General features: G+C 47.7%; 21 protein-coding genes. 9 read left to right on the top strand and 12 right to left on the bottom strand.

The window, feature by feature from the left end; all coding sequences use genetic code 11:
- Positions 1-31: 31 nt before the first annotated feature.
- The 3 genes from E0D71_RS15870 to E0D71_RS15860 are packed head-to-tail and all read right to left on the bottom strand — an operon-like array spanning position 32 to position 2,868.
- Positions 32-1,216 (bottom strand): type II and III secretion system protein, encoded by a 1,185-nt coding sequence (locus tag E0D71_RS15870; protein ID WP_243712057.1) that lies wholly within the window; start codon positions 1,214-1,216, stop codon positions 32-34.
- A gap of 4 nt (positions 1,217-1,220) precedes the next feature.
- Positions 1,221-1,922 (bottom strand): hypothetical protein, encoded by a 702-nt coding sequence (locus E0D71_RS15865; protein WP_133004297.1) that lies wholly within the window; start codon positions 1,920-1,922, stop codon positions 1,221-1,223.
- Positions 1,894-2,868 carry a hypothetical protein gene (locus E0D71_RS15860; protein ID WP_133004296.1) on the bottom strand — a complete coding sequence of 325 codons (975 nt, stop codon included), beginning with the start codon at positions 2,866-2,868 and terminating at the stop codon, positions 1,894-1,896. Before E0D71_RS15860 ends, E0D71_RS15865 begins: the two co-directional genes overlap by 29 nt.
- A gap of 150 nt (positions 2,869-3,018) precedes the next feature.
- On the opposite strand from E0D71_RS15860, the gene E0D71_RS15855 reads away from it, so the two are divergent.
- Complete coding sequence (locus E0D71_RS15855; RefSeq protein WP_133004295.1) at positions 3,019-5,463, top strand: penicillin-binding protein 1A; 2,445 nt, start codon at positions 3,019-3,021, stop codon at positions 5,461-5,463.
- Between the two features lie 122 nt (positions 5,464-5,585).
- On the opposite strand, the gene E0D71_RS15850 is transcribed toward E0D71_RS15855, so the two are convergent.
- From E0D71_RS15850 to rpmE, 3 genes are all read right to left on the bottom strand, one after another.
- Entirely contained in the window at positions 5,586-6,854 is a 1,269-nt protein-coding gene (locus E0D71_RS15850; RefSeq protein WP_133004294.1) for a malic enzyme-like NAD(P)-binding protein, read from the bottom strand.
- 175 nt (positions 6,855-7,029) lie between these two features.
- Positions 7,030-7,806 carry a thermonuclease family protein gene (locus E0D71_RS15845; RefSeq protein ID WP_133004293.1) on the bottom strand — a complete coding sequence of 259 codons (777 nt, stop codon included), beginning with the start codon at positions 7,804-7,806 and terminating at the stop codon, positions 7,030-7,032.
- Between the two features lie 8 nt (positions 7,807-7,814).
- The gene (rpmE, locus tag E0D71_RS15840) at positions 7,815-8,030 is read right to left on the bottom strand and encodes a 50S ribosomal protein L31 (RefSeq protein ID WP_133004292.1); all 216 of its coding nucleotides are present in this window, start codon (positions 8,028-8,030) and stop codon (positions 7,815-7,817) included.
- Positions 8,031-8,289: 259 nt separating this feature from the next.
- Here rpmE and E0D71_RS15835 point away from each other — a divergent pair, with 259 nt between their 5' ends.
- The 6 genes from E0D71_RS15835 (at position 8,290) to E0D71_RS15810 (ending at position 14,285) form a co-directional block, all read left to right on the top strand.
- Positions 8,290-10,521 carry a primosomal protein N' gene (locus E0D71_RS15835; RefSeq protein ID WP_133004291.1) on the top strand — a complete coding sequence of 744 codons (2,232 nt, stop codon included), beginning with the start codon at positions 8,290-8,292 and terminating at the stop codon, positions 10,519-10,521.
- A gap of 43 nt (positions 10,522-10,564) precedes the next feature.
- Positions 10,565-11,188 carry an SPOR domain-containing protein gene (locus E0D71_RS15830; RefSeq protein WP_133004290.1) on the top strand — a complete coding sequence of 208 codons (624 nt, stop codon included), beginning with the start codon at positions 10,565-10,567 and terminating at the stop codon, positions 11,186-11,188.
- 100 nt (positions 11,189-11,288) lie between these two features.
- The gene (hslV, locus tag E0D71_RS15825; protein ID WP_133004289.1) at positions 11,289-11,855 is read left to right on the top strand and encodes an ATP-dependent protease subunit HslV; all 567 of its coding nucleotides are present in this window, start codon (positions 11,289-11,291) and stop codon (positions 11,853-11,855) included.
- A gap of 15 nt (positions 11,856-11,870) precedes the next feature.
- A complete protein-coding gene (hslU, locus tag E0D71_RS15820) occupies positions 11,871-13,193 on the top strand; it encodes an ATP-dependent protease ATPase subunit HslU (RefSeq protein ID WP_133004288.1) in 1,323 nt (440 codons plus the stop codon).
- Positions 13,194-13,214: 21 nt separating this feature from the next.
- A complete protein-coding gene (locus E0D71_RS15815; protein ID WP_133004287.1) occupies positions 13,215-13,598 on the top strand; it encodes a DUF971 domain-containing protein in 384 nt (127 codons plus the stop codon).
- A 60-nt stretch (positions 13,599-13,658) separates the two neighbouring features.
- The gene (locus E0D71_RS15810; protein WP_133004286.1) at positions 13,659-14,285 is read left to right on the top strand and encodes an SCP2 sterol-binding domain-containing protein; all 627 of its coding nucleotides are present in this window, start codon (positions 13,659-13,661) and stop codon (positions 14,283-14,285) included.
- Between the two features lie 78 nt (positions 14,286-14,363).
- On the opposite strand, the gene E0D71_RS15805 is transcribed toward E0D71_RS15810, so the two are convergent.
- The 4 genes from E0D71_RS15805 to ilvA form a co-directional block, all read right to left on the bottom strand.
- Positions 14,364-15,221 carry a DMT family transporter gene (locus E0D71_RS15805; RefSeq protein WP_133004285.1) on the bottom strand — a complete coding sequence of 286 codons (858 nt, stop codon included), beginning with the start codon at positions 15,219-15,221 and terminating at the stop codon, positions 14,364-14,366.
- A gap of 47 nt (positions 15,222-15,268) precedes the next feature.
- Entirely contained in the window at positions 15,269-16,249 is a 981-nt protein-coding gene (locus tag E0D71_RS15800; protein ID WP_133004284.1) for an asparaginase domain-containing protein, read from the bottom strand.
- A 169-nt stretch (positions 16,250-16,418) separates the two neighbouring features.
- Positions 16,419-18,152 (bottom strand): arginine--tRNA ligase, encoded by a 1,734-nt coding sequence (gene argS / locus E0D71_RS15795; protein WP_133004283.1) that lies wholly within the window; start codon positions 18,150-18,152, stop codon positions 16,419-16,421.
- 137 nt (positions 18,153-18,289) lie between these two features.
- Positions 18,290-19,795 carry a threonine ammonia-lyase, biosynthetic gene (gene ilvA / locus E0D71_RS15790; protein ID WP_133004282.1) on the bottom strand — a complete coding sequence of 502 codons (1,506 nt, stop codon included), beginning with the start codon at positions 19,793-19,795 and terminating at the stop codon, positions 18,290-18,292.
- Between the two features lie 285 nt (positions 19,796-20,080).
- Here ilvA and rpiA point away from each other — a divergent pair, with 285 nt between their 5' ends.
- On the top strand, positions 20,081-20,752 hold the full coding sequence (rpiA, locus tag E0D71_RS15785; RefSeq protein WP_133004281.1) for a ribose-5-phosphate isomerase RpiA: 672 nt from the start codon (positions 20,081-20,083) through the stop codon (positions 20,750-20,752).
- A 45-nt stretch (positions 20,753-20,797) separates the two neighbouring features.
- Here rpiA and E0D71_RS15780 read toward each other — a convergent pair whose 3' ends face one another.
- On the bottom strand, positions 20,798-21,769 hold the full coding sequence (locus E0D71_RS15780) for a zinc transporter ZntB (RefSeq protein WP_133004280.1): 972 nt from the start codon (positions 21,767-21,769) through the stop codon (positions 20,798-20,800).
- Positions 21,770-21,916: 147 nt separating this feature from the next.
- Between E0D71_RS15780 and E0D71_RS15775 the strand changes: the two genes are divergently transcribed.
- On the top strand, positions 21,917-22,876 hold the full coding sequence (locus tag E0D71_RS15775; protein WP_133004279.1) for a class 1 fructose-bisphosphatase: 960 nt from the start codon (positions 21,917-21,919) through the stop codon (positions 22,874-22,876).
- Between the two features lie 109 nt (positions 22,877-22,985).
- On the opposite strand, the gene E0D71_RS17425 is transcribed toward E0D71_RS15775, so the two are convergent.
- Positions 22,986-23,252 carry a hypothetical protein gene (locus E0D71_RS17425; protein WP_165943020.1) on the bottom strand — a complete coding sequence of 89 codons (267 nt, stop codon included), beginning with the start codon at positions 23,250-23,252 and terminating at the stop codon, positions 22,986-22,988.
- Positions 23,253-23,618 lie beyond the last annotated feature (366 nt).

Below are 23,618 nucleotides of genomic sequence, written 5' to 3'. Positions count from 1 at the left end.
ACATCGGAATTAAGCAGATACAGGCTGCAGCCTAGTTAACTGACATTTGTAGCAGCTTTGGTGTAATAAATACAAGTAATTCAACCTTTTCTTGTTGTTCTGTTTGTCTTTTAAAGAATATGCCCAGAATAGGAATATCGCCTAAAACCGGAACCTTACTGGTTGTTTTAAAACGCTCTTCTCGAAAAATCCCACCTAAAACAAGCGTTTCTTGGTCGTTCACCACCACATGCGTTTTTAATCGATTGGTTTCCAAGCTAGGCACGCCATTCACCAATTCCCCGACTGAGTCTTGATGAATCGTTAATTCCAACAAGATACGCTTTCCTTCTTTTACAAACGGCCTCACCTCTAACAACAAGGCCGCGTCGCGAAACTCAACATTAACCGTGTCATCGTCCACGGTTTGGTACGGTATTTCTGTACCCGATTCAATCCGAGCCAATTGGCCTTCTACGGCAACAATTTTGGGCTTAGACAATACTTTCGCCATGCCTTCACTTTCTAACATGTCTAAAGTAAACGACAACAAGTTCAAGCCGCTGCTGCCAGACACTGACAAACGGCTCGTTGCGGCTAATGCGCCAAGATCAATGGCGCCACCAATCGACGAGCGCACGCTGTTCGATAAGTTCGCCTGCCAATTCGCCCCAAATTGCGATTGGGCTGAGGTGCTCACCTGAGCAATTTGCGCACTGATTTCAATTTGTCGTAACGGCACATCCAGCCAAGCTAATGTCTGAGCCAAACCTTCAACCGGCTGGCAATAATAAGTAATCAGCGAGTTGGTTCGCTCATCCACGATCAAAGAGATGGTCGGGTACAACACACTTAAATGACCACCGACGGCTTTCGCTTTGGCATGGCGCAACATCCAATACGCTCGCTGGCAGTTGGCTTTCTCCTCTTTTTTCAGCGCAGGCATCAACACGGCCACAGCGCCTTGCCAAGTCAAATCAATACTCGGATTTTGCGCGACGGCTTGCATCACTTCCCGCCAAGAAGCGTCTTTAATCGACAGGGTGAGTTGATCGTCTATGTCTGGGCTAATCACCAAGCTCTCCTGCATTTTCGACGCCAGCCAAGGCAACACTTCCTGTATTGAACGCGATTCAAAAAAGACATCCATCGCGAGCAGCCGTTGTGGCACCAAGAGCATCATCAGCGCCATGAATATCGGCCTTACCACCCCCTTTTCCAGTAATAAAGAGCGCATACATTTACTCCTTCATGCCATTGAGGTTGCGAACGGGTAATAGAAAGGCATCACCAGACGGTGCGACAAACGTCACTTGATCGGGCGAGACTCGCTGCACAGACAACCCCAAAGTCGGCAGCCAATCGCCTTGTGCCACCCAACGTTTGGCCGATTGATAAGACAACAACGCAGACGCTTCTCCTTGAAACACGGCCACAGAGACCAATCGCCATTGCGCTAGAGCGCCAGACATAGCCACCTGACGAGCCGGAAGCCAATCTTGCTGAGGCTGTGATTTATTCGGCCTTAACACATCAAACAGCAAGCGCCCCTGCCAATGACCGTCCATCGTCAATGTCCAGCTGGCACTCACTAACCCTATTGCCACTTTTTCTTGTATTTTTTCCTGCACCGCTTGCCAGTGACTCAACAACATTTTTCCACTGACCGCCCATTGCGTCACTTCGCCTTTCTCGGTGTTCACCACACGAGTCTGCAATGTCTCTGATGTGAAAGAATTAGACGCTAGCAACTTGGCTTGGCGCTGCCTAAGCTGGGTGTGCCCATCCATTCGTGCCTGTTGCTTATTATCATGCTGAACGTCGCTTTGATGGTATTGCCATAATGGGTACCAAGCGGCGATTTGCAGCACAACTAATAAGCACAACAAGGTTCGTGATGGCTGCGGCCACGCTTTAACGCGCAGAAACGAGAAGTTCCACATGCATCACCTCCAAAGCGTCTTCTGAAGCCCCCATTGAAGTACCTTGGGGCGAAGTCGAGCTCACCTGCCAATGCCACGTTGGCTGCGCCTGTTGCCACTGCGTAAGCAATGTTTGCAGCCTGACCGTCGTCAAGGTTAAACGCGCTGAGGCGGTGTCTTTTTCACTATGCAACGCAGACACTCTTACGTCATGGGGTAAGGCGCGCAATATCGTCAAGAACCTAGTCACAAACACAGTGCCTTGGGTCGGCAAGACAAGCTGCTGAGTGTATTTTTGACGCTGCGCTACTCGCTGCTTGTCTTGCTCATCGGTGAGATAATAAAAATAGCCCAGCAACAAGCCGTGCACTAGCACACTCATTAGCACAAAAGCAGACCAACGATGACGTGTTTCCCGGCGCTTATCTTCCTCAGGTTGATATCGGGCTAACCCTTGGCGAGAGAGTAAGTAACAAGCGAAGCGACGTGTCGATTGTGCGTCCCATTGTTGCTGCGATATCAACTGACAACACCGATTGTCCGCTTGAAAAGGCTGACTTAGACAATCCATTAACATTTTTGAACAAGCGACTACATGCAATTGAACGAGGTCTTTGTTTAACTTAGTCACATGATGATGAAAGAAGATTTCATTGGGCGGTGCAAAGGTGCTTTCTGAGGCGAATGCTAACGCCGCCAATGGCGCTAATTTCTTTGATAATGGATGCTTTATTTGGTGCTCTGAAACAGACAACCAAGCATTAGGCACGACAATCAGCAGAGACTTTTTGTCTGCTAGATATTCATGGTCTAATAGTGATTGCAGCTCATTAAGCCGTTCGATACTCGGCAGAAATGTATCGTCTTTGGCGTTGAATGGAAGTCGCTCAGGCAAATGATTAGCCGCGTAAACATAGCACTGAGAGACAGTGTAAAATACGACACAGTCGGGGGATATTGGCTTCATGATTCATCCTTGAAATAATCAGCTCATTATTGTCTCGGTTTCCTAACCGAATACTGGCAAGATAACACGATTTGCTGCAAAGTTGATCAACTATGCGCCGCACAACTTCGTTATAATGTTATTTTTTTAATCCATTTGTATTGGATCTGTATGTTGAAAGTATTAAAAATCTTCTTTTTCTTGGCTTTGTTTGGTGCACTTTGTAGTGCTGTGATCACATTTGCTGTTTATGAAAGCGTTAAAGATCGCATCCCTACGGTGGCTCAACTAAAAGACATTGAGTTACAGATTCCATTGCGAATTTACACCGCGGACAATAAGTTAATTGGAGAGTTTGGCGAACAACGTCGTACGCCAATTACCTACGCGCAGCTTCCTGCCCAACTAGAACATGCTATTTTAGCGGCAGAAGACAGCAACTTTTATCACCACCCTGGCATTGATATTATGGGTCTAGGGCGGGCCGCAATGCAGTTGGTAACCACCGGACAAATTCAAGGCGGTGGTAGTACCATTACCATGCAAGTCGCCAGAAACTACTTTCTGTCGTTTGAACAAACCTTTACCCGTAAATTCACTGAAATCTTCATTTCTTTGAAAATGGAACGAGAACTCACCAAGCATGAAATTCTCGAACTGTATGTGAATAAAATTTACCTAGGCAAACGCGCTTATGGTTTTGAAGCCGCTGCACAGGTGTATTACGGCAAAAGCTTAAAAGACCTAGACCTAGCCCAATACGCAATGATTGCTGGGCTGCCAAAAGCCCCTTCGCGTTACAACCCAGTGGCGAATCCATCGAGAGCCCTCATCCGTCGTAACTGGATTTTGCAACGTATGCTGTCGCTTGGGTCCATCAATAAAGAGCAATATCAAACCGCCGTAGAGCAGCCTGTAACCGCTAAGGATTACGGCATAACACCCGATGTGGACGCCGGTTATGTGGCTGAGATGGTGCGCTCTGAGCTGCATGAAACCTATGGAGACAAACTGTACACAGAAGGCTTAACCGTCTACACAACCATTGATTCCAAGCGTCAAACCGCCGCCAATCAGGCGATCAATGATGGTGTCTTAAATTATGACATGAAACACGGTTATCGAGGTTCAGTAGCGACCCAACCAGAACTGCTCGACAAGTCATTAAAAGAACAAGAGAAAGCCCTCAATAGCTACAGCACGCTGCACATCTGGAAAGTGGGTTTAGTCCTCTCGACGACCGACCAATTCGCCAATGTGTTGCTTAGTAACGGCGACCAAATCACCCTGTCTTGGGACGCAATGAAATGGGCGAAGCCTTACATCAACGACGATGTACAAGGACCCGCGCCAAAAACCGTGGCCGACATTATGGTACCCGGTGATATCATCGACCTCAGACCAGACCCAGACCTTGGCTGGATCTTAACGCAGAAACCAAAACTACAAAGCGCCCTTATTTCCATCAACAGTAAAGATGGTGCTATTCAGGCGTTGGTCGGCGGTTTTAATTATTACGAAAACAAGTTCAACCGCGTCACCCAATCTAAGCGTCAACCTGGCTCCAGCTTTAAGCCGTTTATTTACTCAAGCGCACTGTCTCGCGGCTATACAGCGGCAAGCCTTATCAACGACGCTCCGGTGGTGTTTGAAGATTCGAACCTAGATAAAGCATGGCGTCCAACGAACGACACTGGTCGCTTCTATGGACCAACGCGTTTACGCCCTGCGTTATATCGTTCACAGAACATTGTCTCTGTGCGCTTATTACAAGAATTGGGCATTGCACCAACGATCAAGTTTTTAACTCGCTTTGGCTTCAATGCAGACGAGCTGCCTCGCAACTTATCTCTGGCATTGGGCAGCGCCAGCGTATCGCCAATGGAAATGGCGACAGGTTATGCGGTCTTCTCAAACGGTGGCTATAAAATATCGCCGTATTTAATTGATCACATTACCGATCGCAACAACAGCACGATATTCCAAGCCACACCAGATACCGTCTGCCGTACTTGCACCTTACTGGATAGCGACGCTCAAGATGGTCAGCCATCTGGCTTGTTCAATACCGCTCAAGGCGTGCAAAACCGCCCTGTTGCTGCACAAAAGCTGACACCTGAAGTGGATTACCTAATTTATGACATGATGCGAGATGTCATCAAGTATGGTACTGGACGACGAGCACGCGTGCTGAAACGCCCTGATCTTGCGGGCAAAACCGGTACCACCAACGACGGCAAAGACGCTTGGTTCTCCGGCTATAATGGCAGTCTAGTCACCACCGTATGGAGTGGCTTCGATGACTCCACCAGCTTGGGTCGTGGCGCCTTTGGTAGTTCGGTTTCCTTACCGACATGGATTGACTATATGCGTGTCGCATTAGACGGTACGCCCTTGTCTTATGTGCAAAAGCCTTCGACATTAGTCACTGTTCGCATCGATCCGAAAACCGGCGAACGCGCCCTTCCGGGACAAAAAGACGCCATCTTCGAGATGTTCCGCAGAAACCACATCCCTGCGCAACGTCAGTCAGACTCTCTCAACTCAGAGAGCAGCCAAGACAATGATGCACAGCAAGAAAAGCAAACGGACAATGCTCTAGAAAATCTATTCTAGTCAGCACTGCAGATCTCACATGCTGCAGTAAAAAGCACAAAAAAGGCGGTGTCTCTTATCAAGACACCGCCTTTTTTAGTTCGCTATTCTACCGACTGTTTTATCGCCTGTAGAAGAAACGCTTAGCCACCGAAGTGGTCTAGATTCTCTAATGGGTAAAACGCTGGGTATGGAAGTGTTGCCACACCAGAATCAACCGCCGCTTGTGCTACTGCTGCAGACACAACATTCAACAAACGAGCGTCCATTGGTTTTGGCAAGATGTACTCTTTACCAAAGCTCAATGCTGCGCCGCCGTAAGCTTCTACAACGTCTGCTGGCGCTTCTTCTTTCGCAAGATCTTTCAATGCGTGAACCGCGGCCACTTTCATTTCTTCATTGATCTTAGTCGCGCGAACGTCTAAAGCACCACGGAAGATGAATGGGAAGCCCAACACGTTGTTTACTTGGTTAGGGTAATCAGAGCGGCCTGTCGCCATGATCAAATCATCACGAGTCGAATGCGCCAATTCAGGATTGATCTCTGGATCAGGATTTGAACACGCAAATACGATCGGATTAGGCGCCATTTTGCTTAATTGCTCGCCAGAAAATAGATCAGGACCAGACACGCCAATGAAGACATCTGCGCCGTCGATTGCATCATCCAAAGTACGTTTGTCAGTATCGATCGCAAACATGGCTTTGAACTGGTTCAAGTCAGTACGACCTGAATGAATCACGCCTTTACGATCAAGTACAAAGATGTTTTCACGTTGTGCACCACACGCAATAATCAGCTTCATACAAGCCGTTGCCGCAGCACCTGCACCTAGACAAACGATTTTTGCAGAAGCGATGTCTTTGCCTTGAAGTTCAAGAGCGTTCAACAAACCTGCCGCTGTTACAATCGCAGTACCGTGCTGATCGTCATGGAACACAGGGATAGAACAACGTTCAATCAACTGACGTTCAATTTCAAAACATTCTGGCGCTTTAATGTCTTCTAGGTTAATGCCGCCATATGTGTTTGCAATACGAGCAACGGTATCAATAAAAGCTTGTGGGCTTTCAGATTCAACTTCCACATCAACGGAGTTAACGCCAGCAAAGCGTTTGAACAACAAACCTTTACCTTCCATAACAGGCTTACTAGCCAATGGACCTAGATTACCTAAGCCAAGAATGGCAGAACCATCAGAAATAACAGCAACAAGGTTGCCCTTACCTGTGTAGCGGTAAGCCGCTTCTGGGTCTTTTGCAATTTCGCGACAAGGCTCAGCCACACCTGGGCTGTAAGCTAAAGCAAGGTCACGTGCAGTTGCCGTTGGCTTAGTAATAGTAGAGCTCATTTTTCCAGGTACTGGATATTCATGGTAATCCAGTGCAGCTTGCTTTATATCTTCTGCCATTATGATGTTTCCGTCTATTATTTGGTGTTTTATATTAAATGCTTATATTACGTGAACCTTGTTCTTAAAACGTCTGAGTTAAGAAGGGTTCTTATTAGTATTATCGCAGAATAGTTTGCCTCAAAACGTCTTATAAATCACATTAAAAATGGAATCGTCTCACCCTCAGGATGAATTACGGTGTTCCCATGTCTAGAATGTCATTCGGGTGTTTCACAGGGAGAACCCAAGACGCATATTTTGAATGCCGACTGTTCCGCTTATGCTGCCAACCACGCACTTCAACTGTATGACCTTGGAGAAAAAATACTTTCTGAGCTGGCCAATAGTTTGCTGCGCTGGGCGGTAAGTTGATCACTAGACCTTGATTGGTTTCTAGCCACCAGCCACCTCGGTTATGAGTAATGGAGGTTATTGCTACTCGGGCGATTACAAAGCCAGCTTGTGGCTGCCATTGTAATGATTGCTGCCATACCCCTAAATCCGCATCACGAGCGGATTGCTCAGACGCTTGAAAACACGCCTGATAAGCAAGGTTAGGAGGAACAGCAATACGGTAACCTAGCCCTGCAGATAGTAACTGACTTGATAATGAAATACGATCTTTATCGAAAAGGTAGTAGAGATAGCGGCCGTATTTATCACGCCCGTCTTTACTGGGCTGTAGGTAAATATAACGCCCTGCAAGACGCTTGAGGAGGCGTGTCGCAGCCACGGCGAAGGGGTCATGATTGCCCTTCTTATGGTCTAATTCTGGCGTATTTATACCCACCAAGCGTACTCGGCGGCCATCCACTAAGGACAAGGTATCCCCATCTACTACTCGCTTTACTTGGGCGCGTTCGACCGCACCAGAAGCACGGCACAGGTCATTACCATAAGCAGTAGAAAGGGACAAAAACAAAAAAAGCGCCAAGAAAACTTGGCGCTTTTTTTGAACTATTGCTTTCATTCGGCCAATTACTTAGCTGAACGACGTGCTCCGAAACGCTTGTTAAAGCGATCAACACGACCACCGGTATCCAACATTTTCTGTTGGCCAGTGTAGAATGGGTGACATTGGCTGCATACATCAACGTGCATGTCTTTACCTAAAGTTGAGTTTAGGTTCAACGTGTTACCACAAGTACAAGTAGCAGTAATTGCAGTGTAATTTGGGTGAATATCTTTTTGCATTTTATTTACCTTCAAGTTTGGTGTGCCGCCACTTGATCGACATAAGGGCTTTCGCCTCGTCAAGCACCGCACGATTCGTTGTACAGACATTGTACAGTGGTACCAAGAGCGCGTATTTTAGGGCTCTATTGGTTATTCATCAACCTTTTTATGGTGCTTTCTCTAAAAAATCACACTCGCACCCAATGGCCACTCTAACGTACACTAATAAGTGTATTGCTCCCTGACCGTTTTCTCTAGATAAGGCCACAACAAACGCATGCAAGAGGCACTTTTAACACCTTACCCCTTCGCCCAAGTCGCTTTGCCTGTGCCAATGCGCACCTTATTTGACTACAAGATCCCCAAAGCCATGGCTCTGCGCCATCGTCTGATGCCCGGCATGAGAGTAAAGGTTCCTTTTGGCAAAAGTAGCCGCTTAGGCGTCATTGTTTCTTTCAGTGAGCAAAGCCAATGGGACGAAAACAACATCAAGCCCATTACCTCCTTACAAGATGAGACTGCGGTTATCCCAAATGAGCTCATGGCGCTGTGTAAATGGGCGGCTCGCTATTATCACCACCCTATCGGCGACGTGATCTTTCACGCTTTGCCGGTCTTACTGCGCAAAGGGGAAAACGCCGAATTTCGTACCGAAAACTGGTGGTTCACCACACCAGAAGGGCAGCAAAAAGACCTTGAGTCTCTGAATAAAGCGCCCCGCCAGCAAGACTTTTTAAAAGCAGTACAGCAGCACCCTAATGGCATGAGCCAAAATGCCATTTCTTCACTGTCGCTCTCACCCAGCGCAGGCAAAGCCTTAGAAGAAAAAGGTTTATTACGCCGTGAACAGCGCTCATTTAATAAGGCCGGAGAAAAACACACTCACCAAACCCAAGTACCACCAGTGTTAAACCAAGAGCAACGACTCGCCACCGATCATTTACTGGATATGGCATCGTCTTTTGGGGTCGCGTTATTAGATGGTGTCACTGGCAGTGGGAAAACCGAAGTTTTCTTACGGGTAATGGAAAAACTGATCGAAGATGGCAAGCAAATCTTGGTGATGGTGCCTGAAATTGGCCTGACTCCGCAGACGCTAAAACGCTTTGAAAGTCGCCTTCATACGGACATTGTGCTCATGCATTCACACATGAGCGACCGCGAACGATTGGACGCTTGGTTACTGTCGGCCAGTGGCCACGCTAAAGTGATTATTGGCACGCGCTCTGCGGCCTTTATACCGGCTCCAAATTTAGGTTTGATCGTCATCGACGAAGAGCACGATGCTTCTTACAAACAACATGAAGGGTTTCGTTATCATGCCCGTGACCTGGCGATTAAACGCGCACAAAACTTAAATATTCCTGTGTTGCTGGCGTCCGCTACGCCCTCTTTTGAAAGTCTCGCCAACGCCCTACAAAAACGCTTTGACTGGCTAAGGTTGCGTCAACGGGCAGGCAATGCTCAGATTCCCAAAATGGAACGCGTCGACTTACGCGGCCAAACACTGGTTAACGGTTTTAGTCAGCACGCTCTGGAATCCATGAAGCAATGCCTTGATCGGCAAGAACAAGTGCTGGTGTTTTTAAACCGCCGTGGCTATGCACCCACGCTAATGTGTCATCAGTGTGGCTGGATCGCCAGCTGCGATCATTGCGATGTGAATTTAACCGTGCATAAACGCGCCAACAAATTGCACTGTCATCACTGCGACGCTCAAAAAGCGCTTTTACATACCTGCCCAGAATGCCAATCCGATGAGCTGTTTACCGTTGGTGAAGGCACCGAACAAATCGAAACGCAACTGACGGCGCTCTTCAAAGAAGTGCCTATTCTGCGTATCGACCGCGACAGCACGCAACGAAAATCCGCGATGACACAACTCACGCAGAAAATACACGAGCATAATCAGGCGATTTTAATTGGCACACAAATGCTCGCTAAAGGGCATCACTTTCCTAATGTCACCTTAGTGATTGTCATGGATGCCGACGCAGGTCTATTCTCGGCTGACTTTCGAGGTATGGAGCGCACCGCCCAGCTGATCACTCAGGTGGCAGGACGAGCCGGTCGCTCGAAAAAACCTGGCCATGTGTTATTGCAAACCTATCACCCTGATCATGCAGCGATCGAATGCTTGTGTAATCTTGGTTATGAGCATTTTGCGATCGATGGCTTAGCCGAGCGCAAAGCGCTGTCCTTACCGCCGTTTTTTCATCAGGTGATTGTGCGAGCCGAGTCAGGAAATGAACAAGAAGCCATGCAATTACTTGCGGCCATGAAGAACGACCTCACGCCCCAGTTCCCAGAAGGTTTATTTTCTGTGGGTCCCTACACAGCGATCATTGTTCGTAAGGCGGGGCAACACCGCGCATTGCTCTCTATTAAGTCCGCCAACCGAGCCCCATTGCATCAAATCACCGCGCTGATGACGAATTGGTTGGAGCAAGCAACACGGCAACATAAAATTCGTTTTGCGATTGACGTAGATCCACTGGAAACTTACTAGCCAAGTCCGCATAATGTGCGCAGTTTCTTAAAAAGCCAAAAATATGTTTGATTTTGTACAAATTGCAACCAAAGGAAGTAGCCCTAAGAAAGGCGCAACTCGCCGTTCTCCCGCCCCCGCTAAGCGCAAAACGCCTTGGTGGTTATGGCTGATCGTTCCCACTATTCTAATTGCTTTTATCTATGGTTTGACGCAATTAAGCCAAGTTAAAACCCCAGCTAAGGCAACCCCGGTACGAGTACAGCCGGTAGAACACAAAGCGGCCAACGTCGAAGTCAAAAAAGCGACGCCTAAAAAATCCGACGTCAAAAAGAAAGAGTCGTTTGATTTTTATCAGATTTTACAAGACAGTGAAGTCGATACCAGCCACGTTGACGCGTACCAATTCGAACCACGTGGCGAGCAAGATTTTTACTACATGTTACAAGCGGCCTCATTCCGTAACTCTAAAGACGCGGATCGCATGAGAGCCAAATTGATTCTCGCAGGCATGGTCGACACCAATGTTCGCCAAACCATCAGCACCAAAGATGGCAAGCCTTGGTACCGTGTTGTGATTGGCCCATTCAATGACCGTTCGAAAATGAACCATATTGAAGACAAGCTGGTTGATATGCGCATTGAGGCTTACTCCTACAAAGTGAAAAAAGAACTGCAATCTAAGTAATCATCGCGCATACAAAGTGAAAGACACTTCTGTATGCGCATTTCGCTTGAAAACTCTTCTCACTGCCCCCACCTTGTTAGAATCGAATTTGGAGTAGACCATGACAACGATTCTTACAGTACGCAAAGGCAATCAAGTCGTCGTAGGCGGCGATGGACAAGTCTCTTTAGGCAACACCGTGATGAAAGGCAACGCCCGTAAAGTGCGCCGTCTATACCGTGGTGAAGTGATCGCAGGCTTCGCAGGCGGCACCGCTGATGCATTCACCCTTTTCGAACGTTTCGAAGGACAACTCGAAAAACACCAAGGCCATCTGGTTCGAGCCGCAGTCGATCTAGCAAAAGACTGGCGCTCCGATAAAGCGTTGCGCCGTCTTGAAGCCATGCTCATCGTTGCGAACAAAGAAAGCACACTGATTATTACAGGCACAGGCGACGTGGTAGAACCACAGCATGGTGCATTGGCCATCGGTTCTGGCGGTAATTACGCAGAAGCAGCGGCGCGCGCCTTGATCGATAATACGGATCTTACGGCGCGCGACATCGTCGAAAAAAGCCTCAACATTGCCGCTGATATCTGTGTCTTCACCAATCACAGCTTGACCATCGAAGAAGTCACCATCGACTCACAGCTTGAAGATCAGTCAGCCACGTCCAACAAAGAATAAGCGAGAGAACTCAACATGAGCAGCATGACCCCAAGAGAGACGGTTAACGCACTAGACAATCATATTATTGGCCAACAAAAAGCCAAACGCGCCGTCGCTATCGCCTTGCGTAACCGCTGGCGCCGCATGCAACTTCCTGAAGACATGCGAGCAGAAATCACCCCAAAAAACATCCTAATGATAGGCCCAACTGGGGTGGGTAAAACTGAAATCGCCCGTCGTTTGGCAAAACTATCCAACGCGCCTTTCATCAAGATCGAAGCCACTAAATTTACCGAAGTCGGTTACGTTGGTCGTGATGTAGAATCGATTATTCGCGACCTAGTCGAAATGGCGATCAAGATGCTACGCGAACAAGAAACCGCCAAACTTCGCCATAAAGCAGAAGACGCGGCAGAAGATCGTATCTTGGACATTCTACTTCCGCCTGCACGCGGTGGTGATCCAGAATTAGAAGACAACAGCACGCGCCAAACTTTCCGCAAAAAACTGCGCGAAGGCAAACTGGACGACAAAGACATTGAAATTGACCTAGCCGATGCGCCGATGGGCGTTGAGATTATGACGCCACCTGGCATGGAAGAAATGACCAGCCAGTTGCAAAACATTTTCTCTAGCATGGGCTCACAAAAAACCAAAAAACGTAAACTGAAAGTCAAAGAAGCGCTGCGTCAGGTTAGAGACGAAGAAGCCTCTAAATTGGTTAACGAAGATGAGCTAAAAGCCCGTGCCGTTGAAGCGGTTGAGCAAAACGGCATAGTGTTTCTAGACGAGATCGATAAAGTAGCGAAAAGCTCAGAACGCTCCGGCGGCGAAGTGTCTCGTGAAGGCGTACAGCGCGACTTGCTTCCATTGGTCGAAGGCTGCACCGTCAGCACCAAATACGGCATGATCAAAACGGACCATATCTTGTTTATCGCCTCTGGTGCCTTCCACCTTTCTAAGCCATCGGATTTGATCCCTGAGCTGCAAGGTCGTTTGCCTATTCGCGTTGAATTGGATGCTCTAACCGTGAACGATTTCGAGCGTATCTTGGTCGAACCAAGTGCCTCTTTGACACAACAGTACATTGCGTTGGCATCGACGGAAAACATCAATATCAACTTCACCACAGAAGGTATTCACCGCATCGCGGAGATTGCTTTCCAAGTGAATGAGCGCACAGAAAACATCGGTGCACGCCGTCTGCATACGGTATTGGAACGTTTGCTGGAAGAAGTCTCTTACTCCGCGAGTGACATGCCGGATGGTCAAGCCGTCGACATCACAGCCGCGTACGTGGATGAGCAACTGGGTGCCATCGTCGAAAACGAAGACCTAAGCCAATACATTCTTTAATCATTACCACTAGGACAGAACATCATGACGCCAGCACCAACCAAGATTCATTACCATAAGCAATCTCGTGAATTGGAGCTGGCGTTTGCTGATGGTCAGTCTTTTCGTCTGAGCGCGGAATACCTCCGCGTTCATTCCCCTTCTGCTGAAGTGCGTGGCCATGGCTTGCAAATGCCGATCCTGCAATACGGCAAAAAAGACGTCACCATTCAAAATGTCGAAGGCGCTGGCAATTACGCGCTCAAGATCAGCTTCAACGATGGTCATGATACTGGGCTTTATACCTGGGAATACCTGTATAATCTCGGCAAAAATCAGGATGAACTCTGGAAAATGTACCTAGATCGCCTTGAAAAAGAAGGTCAGACGCGGGACACTTCCGTCATCCAGTTGCATCAGCTTTAAGCGCACACTTTTCGCATCTAAGCTTTCAACCAGCATCGCTTCATACCATTAGGAATTAACATGAGCTCCCTTAGCCTGTCTGCTATTAGCGCGATTGAACACGCTATTAACCTTGCCCTTAAGCAAGATAATCCTTCGCAAGCGCGTCTTAGTAAATTGGCTGGTCAGCAGGTTTTTCTGTATATCGAAGACTTTTCTCTGATTCTACAGGTTCACATTCTTGAAGTAGGCGTGATGCTGCATCGTCCAGAAAGCCTTGACGAAGTGGAACTTGATCCACGCTTGGACACGCTCGTCCAAGGCCCGAGTTCCGCCTATCGCAAGCTACTTGAAGGCGACGGTTTTTTTGATGGCGACTTACGCATTCAAGGCAATGCACAAGCGCTAATGACATTGCATAAAGTGATGGAAAACTTTGAGTTGGATTGGGAAGGGTTACTGGCTGATTACATCGGTGATCTCCCTGCGTCTGCGCTCGCTCGCCTATTGCGCAAGCAATGGTCTTGGAGCAAAGAAACCGCCACCAGCTTGCAGTTACAGCTCGTTCAACACCTACAAACGAACAGCCAATTATTGCCCAGCAAAGTGGAATTCGACACCCTAGTCGACGACATTGAACGTTTTGGTACGTCACTGGATCGCGCTGAAGCCAAACTGCGTATTATGGCGCGTAAACACGCACAGTAACGCGTTAGCGGATGCCTCATAGGGCACACGTCACCTACAACAAAAACGCTTAGGCTCTGGGCGTAAGCGTTCTCCTGCTCACGCCTTCCGACTTAAATACACACCAGCAATGGTCACCACAAAACCCAATAGCTGAATCAGCGTCATGGTCTCATCAAACAGAAAATAGCTTTCGATGGCCGCTAGAGGTGGCGCCAGCAATAAAAACGCCGACACCTGCGATGCTCGACTTCTTCGTAATAGCCAGACCATCAAGAACACACCGCCCCCCGACAGCACCACAACGCCCCAAGCAACCAGTGCAAAAGATTGCCACTCCATGACAAAAACACTTTCCCCGAGGAACAGCATAAAGCCACAGGACACCACGCTGGCACCGAAATTTTGAATCGCCATTGAGCTAAAAATATCAGAAGAGGAAATCGACATTTTTTGATAGGTCACACCCACAGAAAGCGCCACAACCGCAATGCAGCCCAACAACAAGGTCCAGATTGAAACACCACCCTGGTTAGCGTCCAGTTCCAATGCAGGGCTTACCACCAGCAGCAAACCAAACATGCCAACAAAGATACCTATCATCCCTCTTGCCGAGGTTTTCTCTTTGATCAGCAGAAACGCTAATACCATCACCAGCGCAGGCTGTAATGCGCCAATTAACGCCATCATACCGGCGGGCAAACCTTTGGCGATCGCCACATAGGCAAAGCCAAGATAAAAGCCATTCATCAGCATGCCTGCAATAATGTGCTTAGGCAGATCTTTCCAGCTTGGAAAGGGCCGACGCAGCAGCAAAGCAATCGTTAGAAACAACAAGCCTGCACAAAGAAAGCGAAGGCTCAAAAATACATTCGGATCAATTTGACCAACGATCAGCTTGCCAGTAATAAACCCAGCAGACCAAATCAACACCAAGAGCATAGAGAGCAGCGCCATTCCCTTTCCTTTCTTCCATTTATAAAAAATCGCTTCCTTGCAGAAACTTAGCGGTTAAATACGCCTTTTATTTCGCGGCTGTCTAAGCCCAACCCGATCAAAAAATGCAAACGCGCAAACACCGCTTCATAGGTCATGTCTTTGCCTGAGATAACGCCTGTTTTGGCAAGGCCTGATGTGTCTTTATCATCATTATCAGCAACACGGCCCGAACCACACTGGCTGACCTTCACAATCACGACGCCTTGATCGACAGCATTTTTTAACACCTCAAACAGCGCTTGATCATTCTCGGGCACAGTGCCAGCACCGTAGCTTAACAACACGGCTCCTTTCACCTTGTCATTGAGCAGACCTTGCCAATGAAGCGCTTGTACTCCAGGGAAAACCGGCAAGATAGTGACGGCTCCGTCCTCCATGTTCGGAATGCGGATTTTCATCGGCGGCTTAATAAGTAACTGGGCAAAACTGCTGTCTCGCCATTTCCAGTCGGATTCTAAAACCCCGTATTCAAGCGCGTTAACCGAACGAAAAGCTTGCCAAGTGCCAATGTGTGATTGATGGGCACGATCGCCATCGATCAAGCGGTTACCAAAAAACAAAAACACGCCTTTTAACGCCGCCTCACACGCCGAAATAGCGCCCAACACATTATTCATCGCATCGCTGCGTGCTTGAGACATGGGCACTTGAGACCCGGTGACTATGATCGGCTTTTTACTCGGGGCAATCATGTAGAACAAGGCCGCCGCCGTATACGCCATGGAGTCTGTGCCATGCAGCACAATAAACGCATCGAAATCTTCCCATTTACTTTCTATATCACGCGCAATGTTCTGCCAATCTTTCGGCGTCACATTCGCGCCAGCCATAAGATTGTCATAGCTCTCTACAACAAAATCATGATCAAGATCCGCCGTCTGGAGCTGTGCGGCGAGTTGTCCTGCAAAAGCATCATTAGGCACCAGTCCCTTGTCTGATGGCATCATCCCCATCACACCACCTGTGTTTGCGATATAGATTTTCATAGACTTCTTCCATTCCTCGATTAATGTGCTTTTTATTCGTCTCTTATTTGTCTTCGCTCTCTTTAAAAAATAAAAAAGGCGCTGACCTAAGAAGGTAGCGCCTTTCGCTTATCGATTAAACCATTTACTGATGAAACCATTTACCGATTAGACAAGAGCCTCGCGAACATTACATGCGTTCTAGCGTTTCAATGCCCAGCAAAGCCAAACCTTGCTTCAAGGTAGCCGCCGTATTTAAGGACAATTGCAAACGGCTGTTTTTCACGCTGTCTTCTGCGTTCAGGATTGGACACGCTTCGTAGAAAGTCATGAAAGTACCAGCCAAGTCATATAAGTAAGCACATAAGAAATGCGGCATACCGTCGTTGGCAACCTGTTGCACGGCTTCTTCAAATTGGCACAACTTCATAGCCAAAGCTCGCTCTTGCGCTTCGACGATGGCAATGTCACCTGTTAGGCTCTCTACATCGATCTCAGAGCGTTTAACGATGCTGGCAATTCGTGAGTAGGCATACAACAAATAAGGCGCTGTATTGCCTTCAAAACTCAACATAGAGTCCCAGTTGAATACATAATCACTGGTGCGGTTTTTTGATAAATCGGCGTATTTCACAGAAGAAATGCCCACCACACGACCGATGTTACGCAACTCTTCTTCGCTCATGTCTGGGTTTTTAGACGCCACTAACTGATAAGCACGCTCTTGCGCTTCTTCTAGTAACGCAGACAATTTTGCCACACCACCAGAACGCGTTTTAAACGGCTTGCCATCGCTGCCCATAACGGTACCAAACGGCATGTGTTCCAATCGCGTTTCAGGTTTTACAAAACCCGCTTTACGCGACAAGGTGAAAATCTGTTGGAAGTGCAATGACTGACGAGCGTCTACAAAGTACAACACACGGTCTGCATTTAAGGTGTGCTGACGGAAACGTACCGCGGCCAAATCCGTCGTCGCGTACAAGAAGCCGCCTCCTGTTTTCTGTACGATCACAGGCGTGATTTCACCGTCTTTATTGGCGAATTCGTCCATGAACACACACTGTGCGCCATTCGACTCTTTCAACAAGCCCTGCTCTTGCAGGTCATTCACCACATTTACCAAATCATCGTTATAGGCACTTTCTGGCATCACATGTTGACGCTCTAAAGAAACTCCCAACATTTTGTAGGTTTCTTCACAGTGGGTTAACGAGATATTGATAAACTCATCCCACAATGCCAAGCAATCTTCGTTACCTGACTGCAATTCAACCACAAGTTCACGGGCTCGTTTGGCAAACGCTTCGTCGTCATCAAAACACGTTTTAGCAGCGCGGTAGAAGGTCTCAAGATCAGACAATGCCATGCTGATTTCAGAGTTCTCAGCACGCAGACGCTCCATGTACGCCAGCAACATACCAAACTGTGTACCCCAATCACCCACATGGTTTTGACGCACGACAGTGTGACCAAGAAACTCTAAGGTGCGCACAACCGCATCGCCAATCACGGTCGAACGAAGGTGACCCACGTGCATTTCTTTCGCCAAGTTTGGAGAAGAGTAATCCACGACCACAACTTCTGGAGAGTCTACTTTATCAATGTCGAGATGATCGCTGCTGCGTAGCTCGGCTAACTCTTTGCCCAACCAAACATTTTTCAGGAAGACATTAATAAAACCAGGCCCAGCAATTTCCACTTTCTCTGCCACATCAGACAGGTCCAGTTTATCAATAACCACTTGTGCTAATTCACGAGGATTGGTTTTTAGCGCTTTAGCAACGCCCATAATGCCATTGGCTTGGTAGTCACCGAATTGCACTTTAGCAGATTGGCGAACAAGCGCTGGAGAGCCATCAGGCGCACCAGCTGCGACCATTGCCGCTTGAATACGTTGATTCAGAAGGGTTTGAATATTCACAGGAGACCTTTTAAACAGTAGACAATCCGCTCATTCGAAGCGACTGCCAGAATCACACAACCCTCTGCTCATGTTCACAAACAGAGGGCTGAATTCAGAAAGTTAGAGTGCGGTAATGATAACCGATTTTCACGTTTTTAGCGAAAGAACAGCTTGCACGCTTCGTTGTTGTTTTCATCTTCGTAAGGGTAGCCCAACTCGTCCAAATAATGGGTCACGTCAGTTTCTTCACCCACCGCCTGCAAACCAACCAATACACGTCCGTAAGCATCGCCGTGGTTACGGTAATGAAACATAGAAATATTCCATTGCCCGCCCAGTGTGTTTAAAAACTTAAGCAAGGCACCAGGGCGTTCGGGAAACTCAAAACTGTACAGCAGTTCGCCCTTGTCGCTGCGTAAGTGACCACCAATCATATGGCGCACATGGACCTTAGTGGTTTCATCGTCTGTTAGGTCGATGATTTCGTAATCTTTGAGGTCTGCCAACAAGTCCTGACGACTATGAGGGCTGCCACCCAATGCCACGCCAACATAAATAACGGCTTGTTTGTCATTGCCATAGCGGTAATTAAATTCAGTAATATTACGGCCGACCAAGGCTTGGCAGAAATCTTTAAAGCTGCCTGGCGCTTCGGGGATTTTAACGGCAATAATGGCTTCACGCTTTTCGCCCAGCTCGGCACGCTCAGAGACATGGCGTAGGCGGTCAAAATTCACGTTCGCCCCGCTGTTAATCGCCAATAAGGTCTGACCTTTCGCGCCTTCGCGTTCAATGTACTTTTTCAAACCCGCTAGGGCACAGGCGCCAGCAGGCTCAGTGATGGCGCGAGTGTCATCGTAAATGTCTTTGATCGCCGCGCACATCTCATCGGTCGTCACGGTAATGACTTCATCCACGGTGTTTTTCGCGATCTCAAAGGTATTTTTGCCAATTTCTGCAACCGCCACCCCTTCGGCAAAAATACCGACCGTGGCTAAGCGCGTTGGCTCGCCTTTTTCTAACGCCGCTTTGAGACACGCCGCGTCTTGAGGCTCAACACCAATGATCTTGATGTCAGGACGAAGGTACTTAATGTACGCCGACACACCAGCAATCAAACCACCGCCGCCAACTGGGATAAAAATGGCGTCTATATCGCCTTCATGTTGACGCAGGATTTCCATACCTATGGTGCCTTGACCGGCAATGGTATCGAGATCATCAAAGGGGTGAACATACACTTGGCCTGTCTTTTCCATGATTTCACGCGATTTCGCCGACGCTTCATCAAAGGCATCACCAAACAATACCACCTCAGCACCGTGGTTACGTACTGCGTTCACTTTCACTTCAGGTGTGGTCGCTGGCATCACAATGGTCGCTTGAATACCAAGCTTTTTCGCCGCCAACGCCAAGCCTTGCGCATGGTTACCAGCAGAAGCGGCAATGACGCCGCAAGCGCGTTCTTCGGCGGTTAGCTGACAAATTTTGTTGTATGCCCCACGAATTTTGAACGAGAAAACAGGTTGTAGATCTTCGCGCTTCAAAATAATCTCGTTGCCTAATCGACTAGAAAGTTGATTGGCGCGAGTCAGTGGTGTTTCTACGGCCACGTCGTATACACGCGCCTGTAGAATTTTTTTGATCATGGTATGGGGCATAATGCTTCCTAAGCGAATTACAATGACCAGTGTGGCGATTCATAAAAATCCCATCACTGATATCAGTCATCTAAAAAAACGGAACATGAAATATACTCTTTCGCCTTGTATCGCGCAAAGACAGATCCCCTTTACGGCTAATAAAAAGCGCAGCAAATTGGCAAATTGGCTATTTTTTTCGGGCTAACATTCCCCCATCGATATGCTTATAATATGACCACCCTCAGAGGAGGCTATTTGCGAGAAAATAGCCCCGCATAAAACATAAGAAAAGGCTCTAGAAGCATGACCCAAGACGAACTTAAGCAAGCAGTAGCAGAAGCCGCTGTTGAATACATTCTGCCAATGCTAGACCGCGACACCATTGTCGGCGTTGGTACCGGTTCTACCGCCAACCTTTTTATCGATGTCCTTGCTAAGCACAAGCAGATGTTTGATGGCACAGTGGCTAGCTCAGAAGCGTCCGCTGAGCGACTAAAAGGCCACGGCATTCCTGTTTACGAGTTAAACAGCGTGCCTGAGATTCGCGTCTATGTAGATGGAGCCGATGAGTCTGATCACCACTTACACCTTATTAAAGGGGGTGGCGCCGCTCTTACTCGTGAGAAAATCGTCGTTGCGTGCAGTGAGCTATTCGTTTGTATTGCCGATGAATCGAAACTGGTCAATGTTTTGGGCGACTTCCCACTACCCGTAGAAATCATTCCAATGGCGCGTGGTCATGTTGCCAGAGAAATGGTCAAACTAGGTGGCGACCCAGTCTACCGTGAAGGTGTGGTTACGGATAACGGCAACCACATTTTAGACGTTTACAATCTTGATATTCTTGACCCTATCGCACTCGAAAAAAGCATCGATGGGATTGTCGGTGTGGTCACCAATGGCTTGTTCGCAAAACGCTCTGCGGATGTGTTGTTACTGGCGACAAAAGAAGGCGTGAAAACGCTGAAGAAATAAGCGCCGCACGACGCTTATCAAAAAAACTGCTTGAAAAGTCGCTGCCTAAAACCAGCGACTTTTTCGCATAATGACAAACTGGCCCACGCCCAAAATCGCCAATACACCACAGAACAACCAAAAAGCCGCACCACTTTCAGTCCCCGGCATGCCACCAATATTGATGCCAAATAAACCGGTTAGAAAACCTAACGGCAAGAAAATACCCGACAAGATCGACAACACATACATGCGTGCGTTCATCTTCTCAGACTGCAAGTTCACAAACTCTTCTTGCATGAATAAACAGCGCTCACGAAGCGACTCTAAGGCTTCCACATAGCGAGTAATGTCGTTTGCTGACTCTTGGATCAGCACCACTTGCTCCTTGGTTAGCCAGGTTTGAGACTCCACCGCTAAACGCTGTATCGCTTCTTTTTGCGGCACTAAAAAACGGCGCAATCGGACGGTTTCAATACGGCGCTGAACCAAGGTACTGCGTTGATCAGATTCTACGGTGTTTTGGATCAGGTTTTCTTCCAACTCCGCCAACTCATCTTCTAAGTCATCAATCACCGACGCCATTCGAATGGTTAGAGTTTGGGTAAGCGTGGCCATCAAATCTGCGGTATTAATCGGCCCTTCGTTGTTAATGAGGTCTTTTACGATGTCTTGCACAGACAACAGACGTCGACGACGGCTAGAAATAATAAAATGCGGTGTCACCCACAAACGTAAAGACACCATATCGGAGGGATTAGAACCGGGGTTTAAATTCACGCCCCGCAAAGTCACCAACACGCCCTGACCTATTTTCGTAGAGCGTGGACGCGTTTCATCAGCAAACAAAGCATCTACCACAGCTTCAGGAATATCCTCCATGCCGGAAAGCCACTCTCTTGCACCCCCTTTACTAAAATCAATATGCACCCAACGGCTGCCTTCTTTAGGCACCTGCGTTGGTAAATTGTGATGATCTAGCAGGGTTGCGCCACCCTGACCATTTAGCTCTAAGTGATGAACAATAAAATCCGACATAGTAATTCCCTAAACTCGTTGTGCGTAGATTATCCGAAAAAACGACGATTCCCTATTTATTTTAAAGCATTTAACAGACTCAGCTGACACTCTCCCCCTAGGGTGGCATAATTTCCACAACCTCTAAAAACAAGGATATTTCAGACCATGCAAAACCTTTCTCAAGTGTTAGCATCCAGTTCCGTTGCAGACTCTCTTCAAACGGTATTGATCCAAACGACAGATACCTGCGTTGCTATTTCTGACGTACTGAAACAAGGCTCACTTGCTGGTATTTTAGGCATGGCTGGTAATGAAAATGTCCAAGGTGAAGAACAAAAGAAACTTGATGTTATCTCGAACGACATGCTCAAAGACGCACTGCTTGCCTGCCCAGCTGTGCGTGCAATCGCATCAGAAGAAGAAGAGGACATTGTGCCAGCTAACACCAATGGCGAATACTTAATCGCTTTTGACCCGCTTGATGGCTCTTCTAATATCGACATCAATGCCATGGTTGGCACCATCTTTTCCATTTACCGTCAAATTGGGGATAACCCAGCCGAAGAAAAAGACTTTTTGATCCCTGGTAAAGAGCAAGTGGCGGCAGGTTACGTACTATATGGCCCTTCTAGCATGCTGGTATTAACCACAGGCGATGGCGTGAATATGTTTACCCTTGACCCTAAAACCAACACCTTTTTGTTAACCGAAAAAGGCGTTTCTATTCAGCCTGAGACACAAGAATTCGCCATTAACATGTCCAACCAACGTTTTTGGTCTGACAGCATACAAAACTACGTCGACGACCTTGTTAAAGGCAAAGAAGGCCGTAGAAACAAGGACTTCAACATGCGCTGGGTGGCTGCTATGGTCGGTGACGTACACCGTATTTTATGTCGCGGTGGTGTATTTCTTTACCCATGGGATAAAAAAGACCCAAGCAAACCAGGCAAACTTCGCCTCATGTATGAAGCCAACCCAATGGCCATGTTATTAGAGCAAGCTGGCGGTAAAGCACACACTCATACAGATCGTATTCTGGATATCCAGCCTAGCGCCATTCACCAACGTGTTGCCGTCATACTTGGCGCCGCCAACGAAGTGGATAAGTGCCTAAGTTATTAACAATTAAAAAACATTGAGCGAATTTGGGCTCAATGTGGATAGCTTTATTGAAATAAAAAAAGACGCCGAAGAGCGTCTTTTTTTATGAGCTAAAAGGGGTCAGATCCCTTTAAACAGAAGAGCAAGAAACGGCCGTTTTACGACTAGGGTCAGAGCCCTTAAACATATCAAGAGATGTGGTGGGTTGAACGCTGTGCGACTTTTTAAGGGGTCTGACCCTGCTGACGGTATGCGCAATCAGTGTGAGAGCTTCTTGTTTTACCGTATCTTTAGAGAACCGCTGACGCGTCGAGCTTGGCTCTTTAGAAAGTAATGGCGCAAGCAAATGGAAGAACAAGAAACGACTTTTCGTAGGGGGATAACTTATTTCAGGCATAAAAAAAAACCTGACAGCGTTAGCTATCAGGGCTTTCTTAATTATAAGCTTGACGATAATCCGCTCTCACATGCGTTCCTTCATAAGAGCCCCACACGGGTGTGAGGTTATTATGCAGTGGAACGAAAAAACCCCACCCTGCGTAGCAGGATGGGGCTTCTCTTAATTATAAGCTTGACGATAATCCGCTCTCACATGCGTTCCTTCATAAGAGCCCCACACGGGTGTGAGGTTATTATGCAGTGGAACGAAAAAACCCCACCCTGCGTAGCAGGATGGGGCTTCTCTTAATTATAAGCTTGACGACGACCTACTCTCACATGGGATCCCCCACACTACCATCGGCGATGACGCTTTTCACTTCTG

The organism is Marinomonas sp. KMM3893, assembly GCF_004352855.1.
Classification (GTDB): domain Bacteria; phylum Pseudomonadota; class Gammaproteobacteria; order Pseudomonadales; family Marinomonadaceae; genus Marinomonas; species Marinomonas arenicola.
The sequence above is the reverse complement of the archived record's forward strand: the minus strand, read 5'-3'. Positions and strand labels throughout refer to the sequence as shown.

Bases quoted from the DNA above. Each gene is read 5' to 3' on its own strand.
- E0D71_RS17425 (WP_165943020.1), bottom strand. From the start codon at position 23,252: ATGCCTGAAATAAGTTATCCCCCTACGAAAAGTCGTTTCTTGTTCTTC.
- E0D71_RS15845 (WP_133004293.1), bottom strand. From the start codon at position 7,806: ATGAAAGCAATAGTTCAAAAAAAGCGCCAAGTTTTCTTGGCGCTTTTT.
- hslU (WP_133004288.1), top strand. From the start codon at position 11,871: ATGAGCAGCATGACCCCAAGAGAGACGGTTAACGCACTAGACAATCAT.
- E0D71_RS15850 (WP_133004294.1), bottom strand. From the start codon at position 6,854: ATGGCAGAAGATATAAAGCAAGCTGCACTGGATTACCATGAATATCCA.
- E0D71_RS15775 (WP_133004279.1), top strand. From the start codon at position 21,917: ATGCAAAACCTTTCTCAAGTGTTAGCATCCAGTTCCGTTGCAGACTCT.
- E0D71_RS15810 (WP_133004286.1), top strand. From the start codon at position 13,659: ATGAGCTCCCTTAGCCTGTCTGCTATTAGCGCGATTGAACACGCTATT.
- E0D71_RS15855 (WP_133004295.1), top strand. From the start codon at position 3,019: ATGTTGAAAGTATTAAAAATCTTCTTTTTCTTGGCTTTGTTTGGTGCA.
- rpiA (WP_133004281.1), top strand. From the start codon at position 20,081: ATGACCCAAGACGAACTTAAGCAAGCAGTAGCAGAAGCCGCTGTTGAA.
- E0D71_RS15800 (WP_133004284.1), bottom strand. From the start codon at position 16,249: ATGAAAATCTATATCGCAAACACAGGTGGTGTGATGGGGATGATGCCA.
- E0D71_RS15835 (WP_133004291.1), top strand. From the start codon at position 8,290: ATGCAAGAGGCACTTTTAACACCTTACCCCTTCGCCCAAGTCGCTTTG.
- E0D71_RS15860 (WP_133004296.1), bottom strand. From the start codon at position 2,868: ATGAAGCCAATATCCCCCGACTGTGTCGTATTTTACACTGTCTCTCAG.
- hslV (WP_133004289.1), top strand. From the start codon at position 11,289: ATGACAACGATTCTTACAGTACGCAAAGGCAATCAAGTCGTCGTAGGC.
- E0D71_RS15865 (WP_133004297.1), bottom strand. From the start codon at position 1,922: ATGTGGAACTTCTCGTTTCTGCGCGTTAAAGCGTGGCCGCAGCCATCA.
- ilvA (WP_133004282.1), bottom strand. From the start codon at position 19,795: ATGCCCCATACCATGATCAAAAAAATTCTACAGGCGCGTGTATACGAC.
- E0D71_RS15830 (WP_133004290.1), top strand. From the start codon at position 10,565: ATGTTTGATTTTGTACAAATTGCAACCAAAGGAAGTAGCCCTAAGAAA.
- E0D71_RS15805 (WP_133004285.1), bottom strand. From the start codon at position 15,221: ATGGCGCTGCTCTCTATGCTCTTGGTGTTGATTTGGTCTGCTGGGTTT.
- E0D71_RS15780 (WP_133004280.1), bottom strand. From the start codon at position 21,769: ATGTCGGATTTTATTGTTCATCACTTAGAGCTAAATGGTCAGGGTGGC.
- E0D71_RS15870 (WP_243712057.1), bottom strand. From the start codon at position 1,216: ATGCGCTCTTTATTACTGGAAAAGGGGGTGGTAAGGCCGATATTCATG.
- rpmE (WP_133004292.1), bottom strand. From the start codon at position 8,030: ATGCAAAAAGATATTCACCCAAATTACACTGCAATTACTGCTACTTGT.